The 19,783-nt window shown below is 69.3% G+C and carries 22 protein-coding genes and 1 pseudogene; 12 read left to right on the top strand and 11 right to left on the bottom strand.

The features are described 5' to 3' along the window. The first annotated feature begins 13 nt into the window (after positions 1–13). From BLW78_RS25635 to BLW78_RS25620, 4 genes are all read left to right on the top strand, one after another. Positions 14–997: a zinc-dependent alcohol dehydrogenase family protein gene (locus tag BLW78_RS25635; RefSeq protein WP_091682907.1), complete on the top strand. Its 984-nt coding sequence runs from the start codon at positions 14–16 to the stop codon at positions 995–997. A 123-nt stretch (positions 998–1,120) separates the two neighbouring features. Further along, on the top strand, positions 1,121–1,936 hold the full coding sequence (locus BLW78_RS25630; RefSeq protein ID WP_091682906.1) for a universal stress protein: 816 nt from the start codon (positions 1,121–1,123) through the stop codon (positions 1,934–1,936). Continuing rightward, a complete protein-coding gene (locus BLW78_RS25625) occupies positions 1,936–2,271 on the top strand; it encodes a c-type cytochrome (protein ID WP_091682904.1) in 336 nt (111 codons plus the stop codon). Before BLW78_RS25630 ends, BLW78_RS25625 begins: the two co-directional genes overlap by 1 nt. 12 nt (positions 2,272–2,283) lie before the next feature. Beyond that, on the top strand, positions 2,284–3,171 hold the full coding sequence (locus BLW78_RS25620) for a universal stress protein (RefSeq protein WP_091682903.1): 888 nt from the start codon (positions 2,284–2,286) through the stop codon (positions 3,169–3,171). Between the two features lie 65 nt (positions 3,172–3,236). On the opposite strand, the gene BLW78_RS31860 is transcribed toward BLW78_RS25620, so the two are convergent. The 8 genes from BLW78_RS31860 to BLW78_RS25580 all read right to left on the bottom strand — a co-directional run bounded on the left by BLW78_RS31860 (position 3,237) and on the right by BLW78_RS25580 (position 8,019). Next, on the bottom strand, positions 3,237–3,500 hold the full coding sequence (locus BLW78_RS31860) for a hypothetical protein (RefSeq protein WP_091682971.1): 264 nt from the start codon (positions 3,498–3,500) through the stop codon (positions 3,237–3,239). An 11-nt stretch (positions 3,501–3,511) separates the two neighbouring features. After that, the gene (locus BLW78_RS25610; protein WP_091682901.1) at positions 3,512–4,321 is read right to left on the bottom strand and encodes a universal stress protein; all 810 of its coding nucleotides are present in this window, start codon (positions 4,319–4,321) and stop codon (positions 3,512–3,514) included. 72 nt (positions 4,322–4,393) lie between these two features. Then, entirely contained in the window at positions 4,394–5,041 is a 648-nt protein-coding gene (locus BLW78_RS25605; protein ID WP_091682899.1) for a BON domain-containing protein, read from the bottom strand. A gap of 48 nt (positions 5,042–5,089) precedes the next feature. Next, positions 5,090–5,542, bottom strand: a complete 453-nt coding sequence (locus BLW78_RS25600) for a response regulator (RefSeq protein WP_091682898.1) — start codon at positions 5,540–5,542, stop codon at positions 5,090–5,092. Positions 5,543–5,612: 70 nt separating this feature from the next. Beyond that, positions 5,613–6,941, bottom strand: a complete 1,329-nt coding sequence (locus tag BLW78_RS25595) for an NRAMP family divalent metal transporter (RefSeq protein WP_091682896.1) — start codon at positions 6,939–6,941, stop codon at positions 5,613–5,615. Next, complete coding sequence (locus tag BLW78_RS25590) at positions 6,938–7,189, bottom strand: hypothetical protein (RefSeq protein WP_091682895.1); 252 nt, start codon at positions 7,187–7,189, stop codon at positions 6,938–6,940. The genes BLW78_RS25595 and BLW78_RS25590 overlap by 4 nt, the downstream gene beginning before the upstream one ends. A gap of 10 nt (positions 7,190–7,199) precedes the next feature. Beyond that, complete coding sequence (locus BLW78_RS25585) at positions 7,200–7,415, bottom strand: hypothetical protein (RefSeq protein WP_091682893.1); 216 nt, start codon at positions 7,413–7,415, stop codon at positions 7,200–7,202. An 85-nt stretch (positions 7,416–7,500) separates the two neighbouring features. Next, on the bottom strand, positions 7,501–8,019 hold the full coding sequence (locus tag BLW78_RS25580) for a potassium channel family protein (protein WP_091682892.1): 519 nt from the start codon (positions 8,017–8,019) through the stop codon (positions 7,501–7,503). Positions 8,020–8,197: 178 nt separating this feature from the next. Here BLW78_RS25580 and BLW78_RS25575 point away from each other — a divergent pair, with 178 nt between their 5' ends. The 8 genes and pseudogenes from BLW78_RS25575 (at position 8,198) to BLW78_RS25535 (ending at position 14,022) form a co-directional block, all read left to right on the top strand. Further along, positions 8,198–8,437, top strand: coding sequence for a biotin/lipoyl-containing protein (locus BLW78_RS25575; RefSeq protein WP_091682970.1), 240 nt, complete (start codon positions 8,198–8,200; stop codon positions 8,435–8,437). Between the two features lie 17 nt (positions 8,438–8,454). Next, a complete protein-coding gene (locus BLW78_RS25570) occupies positions 8,455–8,826 on the top strand; it encodes an SPW repeat protein (protein WP_091682968.1) in 372 nt (123 codons plus the stop codon). After that, on the top strand, positions 8,823–9,197 hold the full coding sequence (locus tag BLW78_RS25565) for a c-type cytochrome (protein WP_091682890.1): 375 nt from the start codon (positions 8,823–8,825) through the stop codon (positions 9,195–9,197). Before BLW78_RS25570 ends, BLW78_RS25565 begins: the two co-directional genes overlap by 4 nt. A 2-nt stretch (positions 9,198–9,199) precedes the next feature. Continuing rightward, complete coding sequence (locus tag BLW78_RS25560) at positions 9,200–10,195, top strand: glucokinase (protein ID WP_091682889.1); 996 nt, start codon at positions 9,200–9,202, stop codon at positions 10,193–10,195. A 70-nt stretch (positions 10,196–10,265) separates the two neighbouring features. Then, entirely contained in the window at positions 10,266–11,084 is an 819-nt protein-coding gene (locus tag BLW78_RS25555; protein ID WP_091682887.1) for a universal stress protein, read from the top strand. A 470-nt stretch (positions 11,085–11,554) separates the two neighbouring features. After that, positions 11,555–12,234 (top strand): annotated as a pseudogene (locus BLW78_RS25545) (DDE-type integrase/transposase/recombinase); the annotation flags it as partial. 126 nt (positions 12,235–12,360) lie between these two features. Next, on the top strand, positions 12,361–12,825 hold the full coding sequence (locus BLW78_RS25540) for an MFS transporter (protein WP_244527057.1): 465 nt from the start codon (positions 12,361–12,363) through the stop codon (positions 12,823–12,825). A 15-nt stretch (positions 12,826–12,840) separates the two neighbouring features. Next, positions 12,841–14,022 (top strand): SRPBCC domain-containing protein, encoded by a 1,182-nt coding sequence (locus BLW78_RS25535; RefSeq protein ID WP_091682885.1) that lies wholly within the window; start codon positions 12,841–12,843, stop codon positions 14,020–14,022. 1,310 nt (positions 14,023–15,332) lie between these two features. Here BLW78_RS25535 and BLW78_RS25525 read toward each other — a convergent pair. The 3 genes from BLW78_RS25525 to BLW78_RS25515 form a co-directional block, all read right to left on the bottom strand. After that, positions 15,333–15,920, bottom strand: a complete 588-nt coding sequence (locus BLW78_RS25525) for a TetR/AcrR family transcriptional regulator (protein ID WP_020095775.1) — start codon at positions 15,918–15,920, stop codon at positions 15,333–15,335. Then, positions 15,917–16,381 (bottom strand): nuclear transport factor 2 family protein, encoded by a 465-nt coding sequence (locus BLW78_RS25520; RefSeq protein ID WP_020095776.1) that lies wholly within the window; start codon positions 16,379–16,381, stop codon positions 15,917–15,919. The genes BLW78_RS25525 and BLW78_RS25520 overlap by 4 nt, the downstream gene beginning before the upstream one ends. A gap of 244 nt (positions 16,382–16,625) precedes the next feature. After that, positions 16,626–19,769: an efflux RND transporter permease subunit gene (locus BLW78_RS25515; RefSeq protein ID WP_091682883.1), complete on the bottom strand. Its 3,144-nt coding sequence runs from the start codon at positions 19,767–19,769 to the stop codon at positions 16,626–16,628. Positions 19,770–19,783 lie beyond the last annotated feature (14 nt).

The following is a 19,783-nucleotide window of genomic DNA, read 5'->3' as shown; positions in this document are numbered from 1 at the left end:
CGGGGAGTTGCCGATGCTGGCGATGGTCCTGCAGGAGATCGGCGGTCCCCTCGTGCCGGAGGAGAGGCCCGATCCAATTCCCGGCCCCGGCGAGGTCCGCATCCGGGTTGAGGCCTGCGCGGTCTGTCGAACCGACCTCCACGTCATCGACGGAGAGCTTCCGCGGGCCGTCTACCCCATCGTGCCCGGCCACGAGGTCGTCGGCATCGTCGAGGCTATCGGCGAAGGCGTGACCGATCCGGCCCCGGGTCAACGCGTCGGGGTGCCCTGGCTCGGGCACGCTTGCGGCCACTGCCGCTACTGTAAAACCGACCGGGAGAACCTGTGCGATGCCCCCGGCTTCACCGGCTGCACCCGCGACGGCGGGTTCGCCACCCAGCTCTTGGCCGAGGCCGCCTTCACCATCCCGCTCGACACAAGCCTGGACCCGGTCGCGACAGCGCCGCTCCTCTGCGCAGGGCTGATCGGTTGGCGCACGCTGCGGATGGCGGAGGACGCCGATACTGTGGGGCTCTACGGCTTCGGGGCGGCCGCGCACATCGTCGCCCAGGTCTGCCGTTGGCAGGGCCGCCGCGTGTTCGCGCTCACCCGACCCGGCGACCGGAAAGCCCAGGACTTCGCCCGCTCCCTCGGGGCGGAATGGGCCGGTGGGTCGGACGAGGCGCCGCCCGAGCCGCTGGACGCGGCCTTGATCTTCGCACCCGACGGCCGGCTGGTGCCGACCGCACTCGCGGAGTTGCGCAGGGGCGGATGCGTTGTCTGTGGCGGCATCCACATGAGCGACATCCCGCGCTTCCCCTACGAACTGCTCTGGGAGGAGCGTTCGGTGCGCTCGGTGGCGAACCTCACCCGCGCGGATGCACGCGGTTTCTTCGAGGTCGTGCCGCGGGCCGGCATCGTCAGCCGCACGCGCACGTTCCCGCTCGTCCAGGCCAACGCGGTGATCGCCGCCCACCGGTCCGGCGCCCTTCAGGGCGCCGCCGTTCTCGTGCCCTGAACCGGTCTCGTCCGCTGCATTTGAACTGCCCATCGAGTGCCCTTGCGATGGATCAAGGTCGTCCCCGCGAACCGGGGCCAGAGTACCTCCATCGCGCCGGCAGCCCGGCCAAGGGAGGTGGTCATGAAGATCTCCAACATCATGGTCTCGGTCGACCTCGGGCCCGCGGCGGCGGACCGAGTCCAATTGGCGGCCGGCCTCGCCCAACAGTTCGGGTCCAAGCTGACCGGCGTCGCCGCACGTCCGGTCCTCGGACCCATGCCGGTCGGCGACATGCTGGAGGTCGAGCGTGTCTGGGCCCTTGAGGAGCGCCTGACCGATGAGCAGCTCGCGGAGGCCAAAGCGCTTTTCGAGCGCGAGGCCGGGCAGGCGCCTAAGACGAGCTGGCGCTCCGCACCGACCGATCCGTTGGCTTTCCTCGGTGCGCAGGCGCGCACCGCCGACCTCGTGGTCGTCGGCCGGCAGGGACCTGCGGACGGTGATGCCGGTCCGATGGCGGTCTCCACCGGGGGGCTGCTGATGGAGGTGGGGCGTCCGGTGCTGGTGGTCCCGCCGGGCATCGAGCACCTCGCGGTCAAGCGAGTCGTGGTGGCTTGGAAGGATACGCCCGAGGCCCGTCGAGCCCTTCACGACGCTTTACCGTTCTTGAGACAGACCGAGCAGGTTTGCGTGGTGGCCGTGGGACCGGACGCGCAGCACGTGGGCGCCGAGGGCGCGGCCGAGTACCTGTCCGGGCACGGAATCAAGGCCACGACCCACCTGCTGCGCAAGCCGGAGATCGGCCCCGCCGACGAGATCCTTCGGTTCGCCGGGCGGGAGGACGCGGACATCATCGTGATGGGCGCCTACGGGCATAGCCGGCTGCGCGAGTGGGCCTTCGGCGGCGCCACCCGCGAAGTCCTGCAATCGACCCCCGTCTGCTGCCTGATGAGCCACTGATGCCCTCGGCGACCACCATCCACGCGGGCGCTCTGGTGCTGCTGTCCATCCTTATCGGCACCGGCTCCGCCCAGGCCTGGGACCGGCAGGTCAAGCAGGGCGAGTCCCTCGCCAGGACCAACTGTGCCCGCTGCCACGCCGTCGGGCGTGTCGGGGCGAGCCCGCTGCGCGCCGCGCCTCCCTTCCGCGAACTGCACAAGCGCTACCCCGTCGAGGATCTCGGCGAGGCGCTCACGGAAGGCATCCGCACCGGTCATCCGAGCATGCCCGAGTTCCGGTTCGACCCTGACCAGGCGCAGGACCTGATCGGCTACATGAAGTCGCTCGAACGCTGAGGGAGAGTCTCGATGTACCTCCGCTGTCTTCTCGTCCCCACAGCCCCAGGCATCGATGTCACCCGCCGCCTGGAGGCAGCCCTTCGCCTTGGTCGGCGCCTGCACGCGCACATTGGGGTCGCCTTCATGGCGCCGGACCCGGGTTACGTCATGGCCAGCATGACCGGCATGGTCGGCATCGCCAGTTTGGCCAGCGTCATGCCGATGGACTGCGCGACCATCGAGGCCATCGAGCGGGGCGTGCGCGAGGCCGCGGCCGAAGGCAAGGCGGCCCTGGAAGCCTGGTGCGGACGCGAGGGCGTTCCGCTGGTCGCCAAGACCGAGCGCCTGGACGCCACTTTCGCGACCTGGACGGAGCTGTCGGGCGAGGTCGAGCCGCTCCTGACGCTGGCCGGGCGAGTGAACGACTTGATCATCGTCGACCGACCCGATCCGGCGCGCTCGTTCACCGGGCGGGCGCTGGACACGGCCCTGTTCTCGATCGGACGACCGACGCTGATGGTTGGTGAGGTAGTCCCGTACGACCTCCTCGAACACGTCGTGATCGCCTGGAACGGCAGTCTCGAAGCGGCACGCCTGATCGGGCAATCCATCACGCTGCTGCACGAGGCCGCCCGCGTCACGGTCGTGCATGCGAGGACGGAACGCTTCGAGGAAACGCGGGCCGCGGACCTGTGCGCCTACCTGCGCTGGCACGGCATCGTGGCCGAGGACGTCACCCTGCCGGTCGGGGATGGGATCTCGGTCGGCGCGGCCATCCTGGACGAGGCCGAGCGCCGGAACGCCTCCTTGCTGGCGATAGGTGCCTACACCCACAGCCGCGTGCGCGAGTTCCTGCTCGGTGGCGTCACCCGGCATGTGGTCGAGCACGCGCGCATCCCGGTACTCATGGCCCACTGACGTATCGCGCTTGCAGGACGGCCTTTCCGGGGTGGTCCCGTCGCGAGACCTCGGCGGCCCCGCTCTCAACGCCTCGGGTCGTGGCAGTGCATGCGAGGAGGCGCCGTGCCGCAATCCAGGCTGCAAGTCTGGTGGGGCTTGCAGAACCACTGCAGGGCGCCGCTTCTCAGGCAGGCCCCTGCGCAATGCCGATGGTGCGCGTTTGCAGGCTCGACGAACGTCCCTTTCGCATCAGGCGAGCCGGCCGTCGGTCGCGCCTGAGTTGGCGACGCGCTTACCACGACCGCGGCGAGAACCAGGAGGGCTGCACATGACGTGGTGCTCCGCATGATGCCGGGCATCAATGGCTCATCAGGCAGCAGAGGGGGGCATAGGCCAGCAAATCCCGAGTGACGCCGCCGAACGCCCACTCGCGGAGGCGCCCGTGACCGTAGGCGCCCGCGACGATCAGGTCGGCCCCGTGCTCGGTGGCCGCTTCGACGAGTGCCTCGGAGGTCGAGGCACCCAGGGCATCGTGTCTGACGCGGATGGCTGAGACGCCGTGCGCCTGGAGGAGACGAAGGGTGTCCTGACCCTCGGAGCCGGCGCCATCGTCGACCGAGACGACGAGCACCTCGGACGCCCGCTTCAGGAACGGCAGCGCGTCCAGCACCGCGCGGCGCGCCTCGCGGGTGTTCTTCCAGCCGACCACGACGCGCTTGGCGTCGAGATGATCGACGCCCGGCGGCACCACCAATACCGGGCGCCCAAGATGCATGACCGCGTCGGCCGGATCGACCGCTAACAGCGAGGGCCCGGGGTCCGTCCCTCGGCCGACCACCACGAGGTCGGCGGCCGCCGCCTGGGCGACCAGGAACGCCAGCGGGAAATCGAGGTTGGAGCGCCACTCGACGCGGCTGCGTCCGCCGGCGGCTTCCTCGAAGGCCTCGTGGGCCACCCGGAGGTCGTTCAGGACCGCCTCCTGGATCGAGGGGATGCCGAACGACCCTCCCGGCGTCGGGCCGGCCGGAGCCCAGCTATAATCCGGCATCTCCGCCGCGACGCCGGTCAAACGGGCGTGGAAGGCGTCGGCAAGGTGCGCGGCCAGGCGCACGCGGCTTCGCGCCCCGTCCGTCAGGTCCACGACGACCATGATGCTCGCGTAGGTCATGGAACGTCTCCGGGTCGGCAGGCGATGGAACGGGTGCGGGCGGCCCTTGCGGCCTCGCCCACTCCTATGGTTTCAGCCAAGCGTGAGGTGGTCCTCGACGGCGCGCACGCCCGGAGCCGACCACGCGGCGGTCTCGGCGAGACGTCGCTCGTGCCAAGCGTTGACCCTGCCCTCCAGGACGACCCTGGCGTCCTTGACCGTCACCTTGATGGCGTCGGCCTCAAGTTCGGCATTCCGCTTGAGCGCCGCCAAGATCTTCGCGCGAACGTCGGGCGCGCTCGCCTTCGGCGCCACCTCGATGTTGTTGATGATGCCGGTCACGCCGGCGAGCCGCTTGATCGACCGGTAGGCCTCTTCCTTCTGGTACTGCCAGTCGACCTTTCCGGAGAGCGTCACCCAGCCGGTCTGGACCTTCACCTGCACGGCATCCTTGGGCACCGTCGCGGACCAATCGAGCATCTGTACCGCGCGTTGCGCCAGGTCCTCGTCGCGCGGCGGGGTCTCGCCGGCGAAGCGCACCGTGATCTTCTCGACGACGCCGCGGACGCCGCGCACCTTCTGCGCGGCCTTCTCTGCGGTCACACGTTCCGCATAGTTGGCGACGTGACCGGTGAGGGTGACGATGCCCTTCTCTACGGCGACACCGATGTGGGCGGCGTCGATGCTGGGGTCGAAGTCGAGCTCGTCGATGACGTTCTGGCGGATCAGCTTGTCGCCCATCGTAAGTCTCCTCGATGAGGTCCAGGTCGCGCCTGACCGAGCCCGAGGCTATGCGCGGCAGGCGGTCGGACATTGATCCAGCGCAAGCTCTTGCCCGGCCGTGATACGACCCAGCATCGGGCATGCCCGGGGGCAGCCCGGGACGGCGCAGCCGGCGGTCACGGCGGAGACTATGTCCCGGGCATCGAACAGCCGGCCGAGCAGCGGCACGTCCGCGAAGGCCTTCGGGACCCGGGCGTTCCCGGCAATCAGGGCGAAGGGGATGCCCCTCCGGCGCAGGGCGCAGGCCAGCGGGAAGCACGGCCCCTCGTTCAGGTCGACGCTGACCACGGCGAAGTCCGGACGCTTCGTGTCGAGGCTTCCGATGGCATCGCCGCCGGTTCCGTAGGGGCCGCTCACCGCACAGCCGGCGTCCGCGAGGGAGTCCTCCAGCCAAATGCCCGGCAGCGCCTGCGGCTCGGCGACCAGCACGACCGGCCGCCCCTCCGTTCCGTTCTCCATCGCCCGATTCCCATTTCCGGTTGCGATGGGGCGAGGATGGATCGGGCGGATCCGTCCGCTTTGCGCTGGGTCAAAGCAGCGTGACCGTGCCGAACATGGCCAGGACAGCGAGCAGCATGCAGGCAGTCGCGATCCATCCGAGCAGCCGCAGCGGCCCACGCACCGCGAAGGCGCCCATGATGTCGGAGCGGGACGCGGCCAGCATCATCACGGCCATGACAGGCACCGCGATGATGCCGTTGACCACCGCGCTCCAATAGAGCGCCCGGATCGGATCGACAGCGCCCAGGCTGATGACCATGCCCACCAGGGTAGCGAGCGCCACCGTCCCGTAGAAGGCGCGCGCCTCAAGGATGCGTCGGCCGAAGCCCACCGGCCAGCGCCGCGCCTCGCCGACGGCGTAGGCCGCCGAACCCGCAAGCACCGGAACCGCCAGAAGTCCGGTCCCAACGATACCGAGCGCGAAGACCGTCGCGGACAACGGGCCGGCCAGCGGGCGGAGCGCCTCCGCGGCCTGGGCCGAGGTCTGGACGTCGGTGACGCCACGCGGGTGCAGTACGGCGGCGGTGGTGACCATGATGGCGAGCGCCACGAGGTTCGAGAAGGCCATGCCGACGAGCGTGTCCACCCCGATGCGGCGCAGCGCGGCGCCACCCTGCTCGGGTGCGTGCAGGAGGTCGCGCCGGCGCGGGAAGGCGTTCAGGTCCTCGGCTTCCTCCGCGGCCTGCCAGAAGAACAGGTATGGGCTGATCGTGGTCCCGAACAGGGCCACGAGAGTAGTCAGGCCGGTGCCGCTGAAGTCGACCCTTGGTACCGCCAGGGCCAAGCCGAGATCCCACCAAGAGACGCGGGCAAAGATCACCACGCCGAGATAGGCGAACAGGCTGAGCGTCAGCCATTTCAGGACGGCGACGTAGCGCGTGTACTGCAGGACGAGTTGCATGAATGCGCAGACGCCGGCGAAGAGCACGACGTAGAGCCAGCGTGGCCCCGGGAGGAGCAGGTCGAGCGCGTCCGCCATCGCGCCGAGATCGGCCCCCAGATTCAGGACGTTGGCGGTGAGCAGGAGGAACACCACGGCCTGGAGCAGGCTATCCGGGTAGTGCTCGCGCAGCACGCCGGCGATGCCATGGCCGGTGGTCCGCCCGATCCGGGCGGAGACCATCTGCACCGCCGCCATCAACGGCAGGGTGTAGATCATGGTCCAGCACAGGCCGTAGCCGAGCTGCGCCCCGGCCTGGCCGTAGGTGGCGATACCGCTGGGATCGTCGTCGGAGGCGCCGGTGATCAGGCCGGGCCCGAGCACCGGCAGTAGGCGCGGCTTCGAGGGACCGACGGCGGTGCGCGCCACCTCCGGATCATCGGCCTCCCTGGCCGCGGCACGTGACGAGTTGCTCATGCCACCGGCTTCACGCCGGCTTCTTCGCCCCGCAGGGCGCGCGCGACCCTCAGGGCCGCGTCCAGGTCGTTGCGATCCGTCCCGTAGCGCCGCCATAGACCGTCCAACCATTCCGGCCGTCCGGCCTCGGCGTCCGGGATCTCGGAGAACGGAATGTGGTACATGCCGTCGAGCGCCTCGATGCCGTAGCCAGTGACGGCCCATTGCCTCCCTTCCCAGCGCACGGGTTCGGTGAGTCCGTGGCTCATTTCCGCCTCCTCACGCCGCCTGCCCGTCGAGCTCGGCCACCTCGCAGGTGTCGGCCCGCATGCGCCAGTCGACGGTACCCGCCGTCTGACAGAACAGCGCCTGGGCCGCGCAGGCGGCGGCAGCCTCCGAGTGGGCGGAGACGACGGTCTGCCGCTGGATGGCGGTGTGTTCGTGGCCGATGTCGTCCGGCACGACCTTGTGGAAGGTGACCAAGTACTTGTGCATGGCGCGCCTCGTATTGCGATATTGCGGAGACGGTGGGCGCCCGCGGGAGCGGCGGCCTTGATCCAGCGCAAGGCTCGACAAGCGATCAGGCTTCTGGTGCCGGCGGGAAGAGGCGTTCCCGACCCGGTTCGGGCCCGTTGTCGTGGCCTGTCCGCGCGGTTCGATGCGCGTGCGCCTTGCCGTGCAGCGGCCAGTATCGCTCCATCGCCAGGTAGGTGAACGACGCGGACCAGCCGATCAGGAGCAGGCCGTTGAGCGCCTCGACGCCGGCGAGCAGCCGGGTATGGGAGGTCGGGAAGTGGTCGCCGAAGCCGAGCGAGGTGTAAGCCACCACCGAGAAGTACAGGCAGTCCTCGAAGGACGTGACCGGCGCGCCCGCGAAGGCGCCGACGCCGAGGCGGAGCACGAGAAGCCAGTAGGCGCCGGCGTAGATCCAGACCGCGACGGTGTGCCCGACGAAGGTCATCAGCACCACGGCGAGGATCCGGGCGCGGGGCGGGACCGGCAGCTCGGACAGGTGCTCCGAGGTCAGCCGCAATGTCTCGTAGAGCACCAGGATCGTGGTCGTGACGAGGACGACGCTGGCCGTCATGGCGAGGAGCATGCGCGGCCCCGGGTGAGCGTGGCGGCCCGAGCCTGCCTGATAAGGCGAGCGCGTCCTTGGCCTAGCGCTAGTGTGCAGGCGTTGAGGCGCCTTTGACCGAGATCAACGCCGTCCCTCACGGAACGGCATTTCCTCACCGGAGCGCCGCGAACCAGGCGCCGGGATCTCGGAGGTGACCATGGCCGACGTGCATGTTGCCGAGGAGCTCTGGTCAACGGGGATGCAGCCCGAAGGCATTCTGGAGCGGTGGTTCGTGGCGGACGGGGCGCTTGTGCGGGCCGGAGAGGCCGTGGCGACCGTGCGCATCGGCGAGGCCTTGCACGACATCGCCTCGCCGACCAGCGGCCGCCTCACGGTCCTGGCGCCCGTCAACGAGGTCATCGACCCCGGCTGCATTATCGCCGAGGTCCACGCGTGACATCCGGGAGGCAGACCATGTCTCAACTCGACGCGGCCACGTCATCACCGACTTGGCGGACGCAAGAGATCCTGATCGGCGGCCTTCAGCACGCCGCCGGCGTCACGCTGGTGCTGACGGCGTGGGTGCTGGTCTTCACCGATCATGCCCGCGCGGCCGGGTCCGCGCTCGTGCCGGGCTTGCTCATCGTCACGCTCTACGGCGCCAATCAGATCCGCTTCCGGGCGGTGCTCGAAAGGGCTGTGCTGATAGTCGGGGCCTGGACGCTCGTCGCGCCCTGGGCGCTCGGGTTCGTGGCGAACGACGGCGCGACCTGGGCGCACGTCGCGCTCGGTGGCGTGGCCATCGCGACCGCCGTTGCACTGCTCCGCACCGCGAGGCGGCCATGACGATTCAGCCGGCCGCCACCCGCGCGGCCGTTCTGGCCGCCCTCCTGGCGGCTTGCATCGGCGCTTCGGTCGCCGGTCCCGAGGAAGACCATCGCGTCCGTGGGCGGCCCATCGCCGCGCAGCTCTGCAGCGAGTGCCACGTCATCGGCCGCGCCTCGCAGCCCGGCGCGTTCGCTGGCCCGGCCTTTCTACGGGTCGCCAACATGCCGTCGACGACCGGTCCGGCGCTCGCGGTATTCCTGCAGAGCCATCACCAGCGGATGCCGAGCCTGAGACTCGACCGGGACGAGATGGACGCGGTCATCGACTACATCCTCAGCCTCAAGGCCCGAACGGCCGCGACGCCTCCGGGCATCACCTCGGAGGATTGAGGGTGACGCTGCCGCATCCCGTGCTGCTGGCCGATATCGGCGGCACCTACGCCCGCTTCTCAATCCTTCCGGAGCCAGGAGGACGTCCAGGCCCGATCCGGAAGGTGCCGACGGCCGGCTTCCCCGGCCCGGTCGACGCCATTCGGGCCCATGTCGACCGACAGGACGCGGTCCGGCCGCGCTCGGCCTTCCTCGCCGTCGCGGGGCGGATTACCCCTGGCATCACGCGTCTCGCCAACGCGCCGTGGCAATTCGACCCTGGCGGGATCGGCGAGGTGTTCGGCTTGGAAGCGGTGCGACTGGTCAACGACTACGTGCCGCTCGCCGCCGCCGTCACCGTCCTCGACCCGGACGACCCGGCCGAATTGGCGCGGATCGGGCCGGCTGTCGAAGGGGTCGGGCCACGGCTCGTCCTGGGGCCGGGCACGGGCCTGGGCGCGGCCGTCCTGATCCCGGCGGGCGACCGCCTCCTGATTCAGACGACCGAGGCCGGGCACATCGGGTTCGGCCCCTGCGAGCCCGACGACAAGATGCCCTGGTCGGCCCTGATGGCCGCCGAGGGCAGGCTCACGGCCGAGACCCTGCTGTCGGGTCCGGGTCTCGTCAGGCTCGTGCGGGCCCTCGCGGCGACGCGCGGTGCCGCCGTCGGCTGGAGCTCGCCGCCCGAGGTCCTCGAAGGCGCGAGGTCGGATCCGGTCGCTAGGGAAGCGGTCCATCAGTTCGCCCGCCTCCTCGGCAGGTTCGCGGGCGACATGGCGCTGGTGTTCTCGGCCACGGGCGGCGTCTTCCTCGCCGGCGGGATCGCGCCACGCATCGTCGACGTCCTGCGGGGCGAACCGTTCAGTCAGGCCTTCGAGGACAAGGCCCCGTTCCGCGAGGCGATGCTGGCGCTCCCGCGCGCCGTGATCCTGCATCCGGAGCCGGCCATCGACGGTCTCGCGGCGCTCTTGGCCGACGAGGACCGCTTCCTGTTCCCGGCCCAGGACTGGCGGGCTTGAGCCAAGTCAAGGCCGGTCAGTCCATGCCCCCTCACGGTGACGGTAGGAGATTTGATCCGAGGAGACCACCATGTCCTATGCCAGCATCATGGTCGCGGCCGATGACGGGCGTCACGCGCCGGCGCGGGTGCGTCTCGCCGCGGAACTGGCGCATCGTCTCGGCGCGCGTCTCGTCGGCGCCGCCGCCTGCCTACCGGACTATCCTCGGGGCTATGGCGAGACCGCCGTGCCCATGGGCATGGTCATCGAGGAGATCCGCCAGGCGGCGTTGGGTCGGCTCGCGGGCGTCGAGCAGGTTTTTCGCTATGCCTCCTGCCTGAACGACCGCGTCGAGTGGCGCTCGGACCTTGGCTCGTCGGCCTCGTTCCTCGAAAGTCAATCGCGGGCAGCGGACCTCGTCGTGATCGGGCGCTACGCGGATGACGAGGGTGTGACGGTCGGCATGGCCGTCGATGCCGGCGACGTCCTGATGCGGTTGGGGAAGCCCGTCCTGGTAGTCCCGGCCGGCGTCGAGCACCTGGAGGCCAGGCGCGTGCTGGTCGGCTGGAAGAACACCCCGCAAACGCGACGGGCCGTGTCTGACACCCTGCCCATGCTCAGGCGTGCGGAAGCGGTGCAGGTGTTCCGCGTCTCGGACGGCGACGACCGGGCCGAGGTCGAGGACGTAGCCCGCTACTTGGCGCTGCACGACGTAAACGCGACCGCGCATCTGGCCAAGCCATCGGGCTGGACCGTCGCCGACGACGTCCGGAAGGCGACGCGCGATTTCGACGCCGACCTGATCGTGACAGGCGCCTACGGCTACAGCCGCCTGCGCGAGTGGTTCTTCGGCGGGGTCACGCGGGACCTGCTGGCGCAGGCGTCCGTCTGCTGCCTGCTGTCCCATTGATCGGAGGGCGTTTCGATGGCCAACCCAGGCAATCCTGACCGAGGCGAACCGGGCTTCTCGCCGCCTTCGCCCACGCGTCCCCCGGACCAGGGTCAAGACCCCCTACCCGAGCCGGTCGGGGTGCCCATGCTCGGACAGGACGACATGCCGCCGATGAACGAGCCCCCGGGGCGTCCCGGGAGGCATGCCGACGAAGCTCGTACCTGCCGGCGCGAGGTGAGGGAGGCGCTTGGAGCTCCCAGCGAGACAATTTGCGTTGAAGTTGCCTTTGGGCGCCCCGGGGTGAAGGTGGTTTGAAGCCAAGAATGTCATGGCCGCCGGCTTAACCGATGTCCGCTTTAACTGTCTGCCATCAGCGCTCGTGAGACAGATTGAGGCCGTTCACGAACGGAGGATGTCTGGTTCATCGTAGCCTCAGGAGCGAAGATGAAGCAGACATCCGGGCCGGCTCGGAAGCCGGCAGAGACCGTTCGGAGGCGAGCGTCTACCGCCTGCTCAAGGCCCAGGACCTGATCACCAGCCCGGCCGACATCGTGATCAAAGCCGCCGACGAGTTCCGGGACAAGACCACCGCGTCCAATCAACTCTGGCAGACTGACTTCACCTATCTGAAGGTGCTCGGCTGGGGCTGGTACGACATCTCGACCGTGCTGGATGACTTCTCGCGCTACATCGTGGTGTGGAAGCTGTGCGCGACGATGCAGGCCAGCGACGTCACCGCCACGCTCGACCGCGCGCTGGCAGCCGCCGGGCTCGACCACGTGCACGTGGTCAGCGGCCTCGGCGGCTCTCCGACAACGGGCCGAGCTACGTCGCGGGGGATCTCGCCGACTGGCTCGGCAGCCGGGGCATGACCCAAATCCGCGGTGCGCCCCGCCATCCTCAGACGCAGGGTCAGATCGAGCGTTGGCACCCGACGCTCAAGAACCGCATCCGGCTCGAACACGCCGACCTGCCCGGCGAGCTGGAGGCGCGGGTTGCCGCCTTCGTCGAGCCTTACAACCAAGCTCGGGCTCACGAGAGCCTGGGCAACCTCACCCCCGCCGACGTCTACTTCGGCCGCGGCAAGGCCACCCTGCAGGAGCGGGCGCGGATCAAGCGCCAGACCCTTATGGACCGCCGCTTGCGCCACCACGCGCAGGCTGCCTAACCTCTCAACCCAGGTGGACCAAAGCCTCCCTTCCTGAGCGTCCCAAATCGTCTCAAATCATCTGACAACGGACAGGCCAAGCTCGGCATCCCCTATGCGACGCGCGATCTGCCGGTCGGCAGCCCGGTGCGGATCGAGATCGGCGAGGCGAGTCTCGCCTCCTTCGACGGGACCGGGCTCGACAAGGCGACGCTCGGGGCACGGACAGCCGAGTTCGGCAAGGCCCTGTCGAGCGCCGTCGCGGCCGCGGGCTACCCGGCCGAGGCCGATCCGGCCAAGACGAACCTGCCGGCGCTGATCGCGCTCCTCAGCCTCCTCAACGTGTTCGTGGCCCTGGCCTCGGCCCCGCTCGCGGCCTGGATGATCGAGCTGTTTCCGACGCGCATCCGAACCACGGCGCTGTCCGTGCCCTACGCCGTCGGCGGCTGGTTCGGAGGCTTCCTGCCGGCCATCGCCTTCTCGGCCTTCACGGCGACGGGGAACATCTATGCCGGCCTCTGGTACGCGCTGACCGTCCTCGCCGTCGCCTTCCTCGTCGCGGCGCTGTGCCTGCACGAGACGCGGGGCCGTGCCCTCGACGCCATCGCCTGACGGATCGCCCACGCCATGTCCGACACCGCGCCCGACGCCGCGCCCGACGCCGCGTCCGGCCCCCCGCGGATCGCCATCGCCCTGGTCCGGCAGCTCGATGCCGCCGCTGCCCTGGTGTTCGAGGCCTGCACCGACCCGCGCCGCCTCGCCCGCTGGCTCACGCCGGGGGCCGGCGAGGTCCGCGACGCGAGCTGCGACCTGCGGGTCGGCGGCCGCTTCAGCCTCGAAGGCTGCAATCCGGACGGGCGCGCCTACGCGGTGTCCGGCGAGTACCTGGAGATCGTGCCGCCGCGGCGCCTCGCGATGACGTGGCACTTCGCCGGCGACGGACCGCTCGCCGGACCGCCGTCGCGCGTCGAGATAGACCTGCGTCCCCTCGGGGTCGACGTGACCGAGCTGACGCTCTCTCATACGCGGCTCGACCGGCAGGACACCGCCGACCGGTACAGGGCGGCCTGGGCGATCTGCCTCGAACGTCTGCGCTGGAGCACCGCGCCGAAACCCGACGCGGCCGTGTTCGCGCCGCCTCTGGGCGCGATCAGCAACCTCTACGGTCCCCGTCACCGGGTCTTCCAAGAGGCGTTCGAGACGGGCAACCTCGCGAACCGGCTGCGCAGCCTGTCGGTCACGAGCGAACTCACCGCGACCCAGCAGGCCTTCATCGCGCGCCAGGATCTGGTCTTCATCACATCCGTCGACCATCGGGGATTTCCGACCTGCTCGTACAAGGGCGGTGCGCGGGGCTTCGTGCGCGTGGCGGGCCCGCGCGTCATCGAGCTGCCGAGCTACGACGGCAACGGCATGTACCTCACGGCCGGGAATCTCGCGGCCAACCCGAAGCTCGGCCTGCTGTTCATCGACTTCGAGACGCCGCACCGCCTGCGCCTCCACGGCACGGCGCGGATCGCCCGCGACGCGAGGGACCTGGAACGTCATCCTGGCGCCGAGCTGGTGCTCAAGATCGACATCGCCGAGGTGTTCGTGAACTGCCCGCGCTACATCCACCGGTACCGTCGGGAGGCTACGTCAGGCTTCGTGCCGGGGCGGGCACGAGCGGGCGAGCTCCCGGCCTGGAAGAGGATCGATCTGTTCGCGGATGTCCTGCCCGACCGCGATCGGCGAGCGATCGACCCGCGCGACACCGGGACAATGACCCTGGCCGATTACCGCCTGCTGTTGGAGCGTGGGGAAACCTGACCCTGCACGGCCGCGGCTGGCTGTCAGGCCGGAACGTCTCGACCGTCTGCGACGGGTCGCCAGCCCATCCTCTCGATCGGTCCCGTCCGGAGCCCGCTCGTCAGCCCTGACCCATCGATCCGCAGGATGCGCGATCTGCTGGATCGGCCTCCGACAAGGCGTGAGGCGCCCACGGCCTTACCAAGTTTCCGGTTCGCGCCCTCGTCACTGGCGGCGCTCCGAGAGAGCCACCGCCCGTCACGCCACGACCCGGGTCTCAACTGCACGGCAGCGGCGACGGGCGAAAGATCCGAGCCTCACCACGCCTGCTCGAGGACGAAGCGTCCGTGATCCTGCTCGCGCCGGGATGGCTCCTGATCGTTCCGACGATCATCGATGCTGACGATCACGGTCCCCCGGCGATCTTTGCCAATCCAGAGCTTCCCCGAGGGGCCTCGGAAGCCCGCATAACCGTTCGCACAAGAGACGGTCCCCGCACTCTCCGTACACAGCTGGGCTACGGCGGCCGGTCCCGCCGCGAACAGCGCGGGGGCGAAGGCGACGGCGGACCCCGCAGAGAGCAACACGGAGGCGAGGCCAATGGCGGATGTGACGCGCATAGCCGCAGATTATGCAGCCTGCGGTTGAGTCTCAAGACAACTGCGCAACCTGACCCCGGAGCTTCCCAGGACATCGAACGGCTTGGTAAATATCGGTCGGCTGTCGGGTCGATCGAGGGACCGGCACCCGGCGGCCGCGATCGCTGTACCACGCCGGATTTCCCGAGACAGTTTGGTTCAGCTTGCGAGCCGCGACACGGCTCGGTGCGGCCTGGACGTCGGCCCGATCGAGCCAGGCAGATGGCGACCGCGGCCATCCCCGAGATTACGGAAGATCGGGGCGCCTGCGGAACGAAGTCGTCCGCTCCGATGCCCCTGCAGCTCGGAAACGGAACGGCAGAGATTCACCCGTCGGAGACGCTCGTGCGGGCGGTTTGCGGCGGCCGATGCTGGCGGACGCCGGGTGATCGGCACGGAAGGGGCCGGCTGCCGGAAGAGAGGACGGACGCCTCGCGACCCAACCCAGCCATTCCGGCCTGTTCAGCGGCATCCCCGAACCGGACATTCGGATGCAAGCAGCGGTGTCACCGTCTCATATGCCGAGTGCAGTTCACGACGAGAAATGCGGACTTGATCGCGGTGGAGACGGATCGTCGCCGGGCACACTCGATCGGGCGAACAATCCGTCGCGAGCGTCAAATGTTACAAATTTCGACTGATCGTTGAATATGTAATTGTCATGGCAGGCCACTGCGAATGATCAGACCTCCATCATTCCGCACTAGAATTGGCGAATGCATCGATCAAGACGGAACGCTGTCGATGAACCACCCGGAGAAAGACGGCATCGTCCTCTAAGGCTCGCGCCAGCACGATCGCGCCCTGTATCCCCGAAACCGCCTCCTCAGCGAGCTGCGAGGCTTGCGGTTCGTGAACGCCGCCGGCTCTCAGGCACCGGGCCAGAGCCGATATCCAGCGCGCGAAGTAGCTCCTTATCCGCTCCGCGAAAACGGCTCCGGAGGCATTCAGGCCAATGCAGCCGACGAGACAGACTCTCCTGCCGGATCGGAAGTATTCCGTCACATCGTCGATCATGGACGTGACGGCCGCTGTCGGATCGCGCGCATGCTCCAACGTCGAGAAGATGACCTTCTCGAACCAAGCGTCTATGTCGGCGAGAACCGCCTCCATCATCTCTTCCTTCCCGCCGGGAAAGAAGTTGTAGAGGCTGCCCTTGCCGAGGCCAGTCGCCTTCGACAGCACCGACAGGCTCGCGCCCTCGAACCCGTGCTCGCGGAACGCTTCCGCGAGTGCCGGCACGGCACCGGCACGTTCGGTGAGGACGCGCTTCGTGCTCAAAGGCCCAGGTCACTCAGCGAGGGGTGATCGTCGGGTCTGCGCCCGAGCGGCCAACGGAACTTCCGTTCCGCCTCGGTGATCGGCATCTCGTTGATGCTGGCATGCCTGTGCGCCATCAATCCGTCTTCGGCGAACTCCCAGTTCTCATTGCCGTAGGCGCGGAACCAGTGCCCGCCGTCGTCGCGATACTCGTAGGCATAGCGCACCGCGATACGGTTGCCGGTGAAGGCCCACAACTGCTTGATCAGTCTGTATTCGTGCTCCTTGTTCCACTTCCGAGTGAGGAAAGCTTGCGCCTCCTCGCGATTGGTCGCGAACTCGACGCGGTTCCGCCAGCGCGTGTCGGGCGTATAGGCCTGCGCGACCTTGGCCGCATCGCGCGTGTTCCAGCCATCTTCGGCAAGACGCACCTTCTGGATCGCGGATTCCTCGGTGAACGGGGGAAGCGGGGGTCGGGACATCGGGATCACCTCTCAGGACCATGTTGTACCGTTCGGTACAACATGGTCGCCGATAGATCAAGCGCCCTGAAAGCCCTCCGGCTCTCGGTCGGGAAATCTGCAAGCGGCGAAGGGCATCCTTTCCGGAGTGCCGTTCCCGAAGCGGACCCGCGGAAGCCCACCCGACCCCGTCGGTCACCTGCGGCTGCGCGGCTCGCGTCAGCGGAGGGATGTCCCGCCGCGCCCCTGGCAAGGACGAGCACCCTCAGGGCACCGGGATGCCGCGCCGGACGGGACCGGCCTCCGGCTGGCCGGCCGCCGCGGAACCGAAGACCCGCGCGATCAGGACGTAGAAGAGCGGCGTGACGAAGACGGCGAGCACCGTCGCGGTGACCATGCCGCCGAGAACGCCCGTGCCGATGGCCCGCTGGCTGTTCATGCTGGCCCCCGTCGCGACGGCGAGCGGCACGACGCCGAGGATGAAGGCGAACGAGGTCATGACGATGGGCCGGAAGCGCAGCTCGCACGCCTCCAGCGCCGCCTCCCGGACGGGCACGCCCCTGGCCACGAAGTCCTTGGCCACCTCGATGATCAGGATGGCGTTCTTCGCGGTCAGGCCGATCACCGTGATCAGGCCGACCTTGAAGTAGACGTCGTTCGGCATGTCCCGCATCAGCATCGCGAAGACCGCGCCGACCACGCCGGTCGGCACCACGAGCAGCACGGCGAGGGGGATCGACCAGCTCTCGTAGAGCGCGGCGAGGCAGAGGAAGACGCAGAACAGCGCCAGCGCCAGCAGATAGACCGCCTGGGAGCCCGACAGCTTCTCCTGCAGCGATTGCCCGGTCCAGGCGAAGTCGAAGCCCGGCGGCAACTGCCCCGCCAGCCGCTCCATCTCGGCCATGGCGTCGCCGCTGGCGTAGCCGGGGGCGGCGCTGCCGGAGATCTTGATGCTCGGGTAGCCGTTGAAGCCCACGACCTGCGACGGGCCCATCGTCCATTGCACCCGGGCGAAGGACTGGAACGGCACCATCTGCCCCTTGGCATTGCGGACGTTGAGGTCGAGCAGATCCTCCGCCTTCATGCGCCGGGCCGCCTCGGCCTGGACGATCACCCGCTGCATCCGCGCGTGGTTCGGGAAGTCGTTGACGTAGGCCGAGCCGAGGCTCGTGGAGAGGGCGTCGTTGATGTCGGCGAAGGTGACACCCAGCGCGCTGGCCTTCTGCCGGTCGAGGACGAGCTCGATCTGCGGCGCGGTCGGCAGGCCCTCGACGTAGACGCCCTGCAGGATCGGGCTCTGGGACGCCGCCTTGACGAGCTGGTCGCGCGCGGCCGCCAGCGCCGCGTGGCCCTGCTGCGCCTTGTCCTGGAGGCGGAAGGCGAAGCCGCTCGAATTGCCGAGCGAGTCGATGGCCGGCGGCGAGAGCGACATGGCGATGGCGTCGGGCAGGCCGCCGAGGGCGGCGTTGGCGCGGGCCGTGATGGCGTCGGCGCTGTCCTGCGGCCCGCGCTCGCCCCAGGGCTTCAGCCCGACGAAGTTGATGGCCGCGTTCTGCCCCTGGCCCGAGAAGCCGAACCCGAGGAGCAGCGTCTGGCTGTCGATGCCGGGCTCCTTGGCTATGTGCTCCTCGATGCGCTTGGCCACGTCGAGCGTGCGGCCGGTGGCGGATTCCGGCGGGGTCTGCGCGTCGACGATGACGTAGCCCTGGTCCTCGATGGGCAGGAAGCTCGACGGCATGCGCCAGTAGCCCCAGCCGAGCGCGGCCACGAGGAGGCCGTACACCAGGAGCGCCCGAACGGGCCGGCGCAGCAGGCCCGCCACGCCGGACCGGTAGGCCCCCGTGCCGGCGTGGAAACGGCGGTTGAACCAGCCGAAGAAGCCGCCCTTGGCATGATGGTGGCCCTTCTCGACCGGCTTCAGCAGCGTGGCGCAGAGCGCGGGCGTCAGCGAGAGGGCCAGGAAAGCCGAGAAGGCGATCGAGGTCGCCATGCTGACGGCGAACTGCCGGTAGATCACCCCGACCGAGCCGGGGAAGAAGGCGAGCGGCACGAACACCGCGACCAGCACCGAGGTGATGCCGACGATGGCGCCGGTGATCTGGCCCATCGCCTTGGCGGTGGCCTCCCTCGGCGGGAGCCCCTCCTCGCCCATGATGCGCTCGACGTTCTCGACCACCACGATGGCGTCGTCGACGAGGATGCCGATGGCCAGCACCATGCCGAACATGGTCAGCACGTTGATCGAAAAGCCGGCGAGCAGCAGCGCGCCGCAGGTGCCGAGCAGCGCCACCGGCACCACGATGGTCGGGATGAGGGTGTAGCGGACGTTCTGCAGGAACAGGAACATCACCGCGAAGACGAGCGCCATCGCCTCGGCGAGCGTCATCAGCACCTTCCGGATCGACACCTCGACGAAGGGCGTGGTGTCGTAGGGCACCGTCACCCGGATGTTGGCGGGCAGCGTGCGCTGGAGCTGGGCGAGCTTCGCCTTGACGCCGCCGGCGGCCGCGAGCGCGTTCGCGCCCGGGGCGAGCTGGATGCCGATGCCGGCGGCCGGGCGCCCGTCGAGGCGGGTCTGCATCGTGTAGGACTGGCCGCCCAGCTCGACCTCGGCCACGTCGCGCAGGCGCACGAGCGACCCGTCGGGGTTGGCGCGCAGCACGATCTCGGCGAACTCGGCGGGCGTGGTCAGCTGCCCCTTCACCAGCACGTTCGCGGCGATGCGCTGGCCCTCGGCCGCGGGCTGCGCGCCGACGGTCCCTGAAGCGACCTGCGCGTTCTGCGCCCCCACCGCGGCCGTGACGTCGCCCGGCGTCATCCCGAACCCGACGAGCTTGACCGGGTCGATCCAGATGCGCAGCGCCTTCTCGGACGAGAACAGGGTGGCCCGGCCGACGCCCGGCACCCGCCGCAACTCGCCGAGGAGACGGCGGGCGGCGATGTCGCCGAGGTCGGTCTCGCTCAAGGAGCCGTCCTTCGAGGAGACGGTGACGAACTGCAGGAAGCTGGTGCTGGCCTCCTCGACGATGACGCCCTGCTGCGTGACCGCCCGGGGCAGGCGCGCCTCGATGCGCTTGATCCGGTTCTGCACCGCCACCGTCGCCTTCGACGGGTCCGAGCCCGGCGCGAAGGACGCCATGATCTGCGCCATGCCGGACGTGTCGCTGGTGCTCTCGAAGTACATCAGCCCGGGGATGCCGTTCAGCTCCTCCTCGATGATGCGCGTGACCCCGTCGTAGAGCCGCTCGGGCGGAGAACCGGGATAGGTCGCGCTCACCTGGATCGTGACGGGCGCCACGTCCGGGTATTGCGACACCGGCAGGAACGCGAGGGAGATCGCCCCCACCAGCACGATGAAGATGGAGATCGCCCAGGCGAAGATCGGGCGCGCGATGAAGAAGCGGGTCATGGTGCGGTCCCGGC

The sequence above is a fragment of the Methylobacterium sp. 275MFSha3.1 genome (assembly GCF_900108435.1).
In the GTDB taxonomy this organism is placed as follows: Bacteria; Pseudomonadota; Alphaproteobacteria; order Rhizobiales; family Beijerinckiaceae; genus Methylobacterium.
The sequence above is the reverse complement of the archived record's forward strand: the minus strand, read 5'-3'. Positions and strand labels throughout refer to the sequence as shown.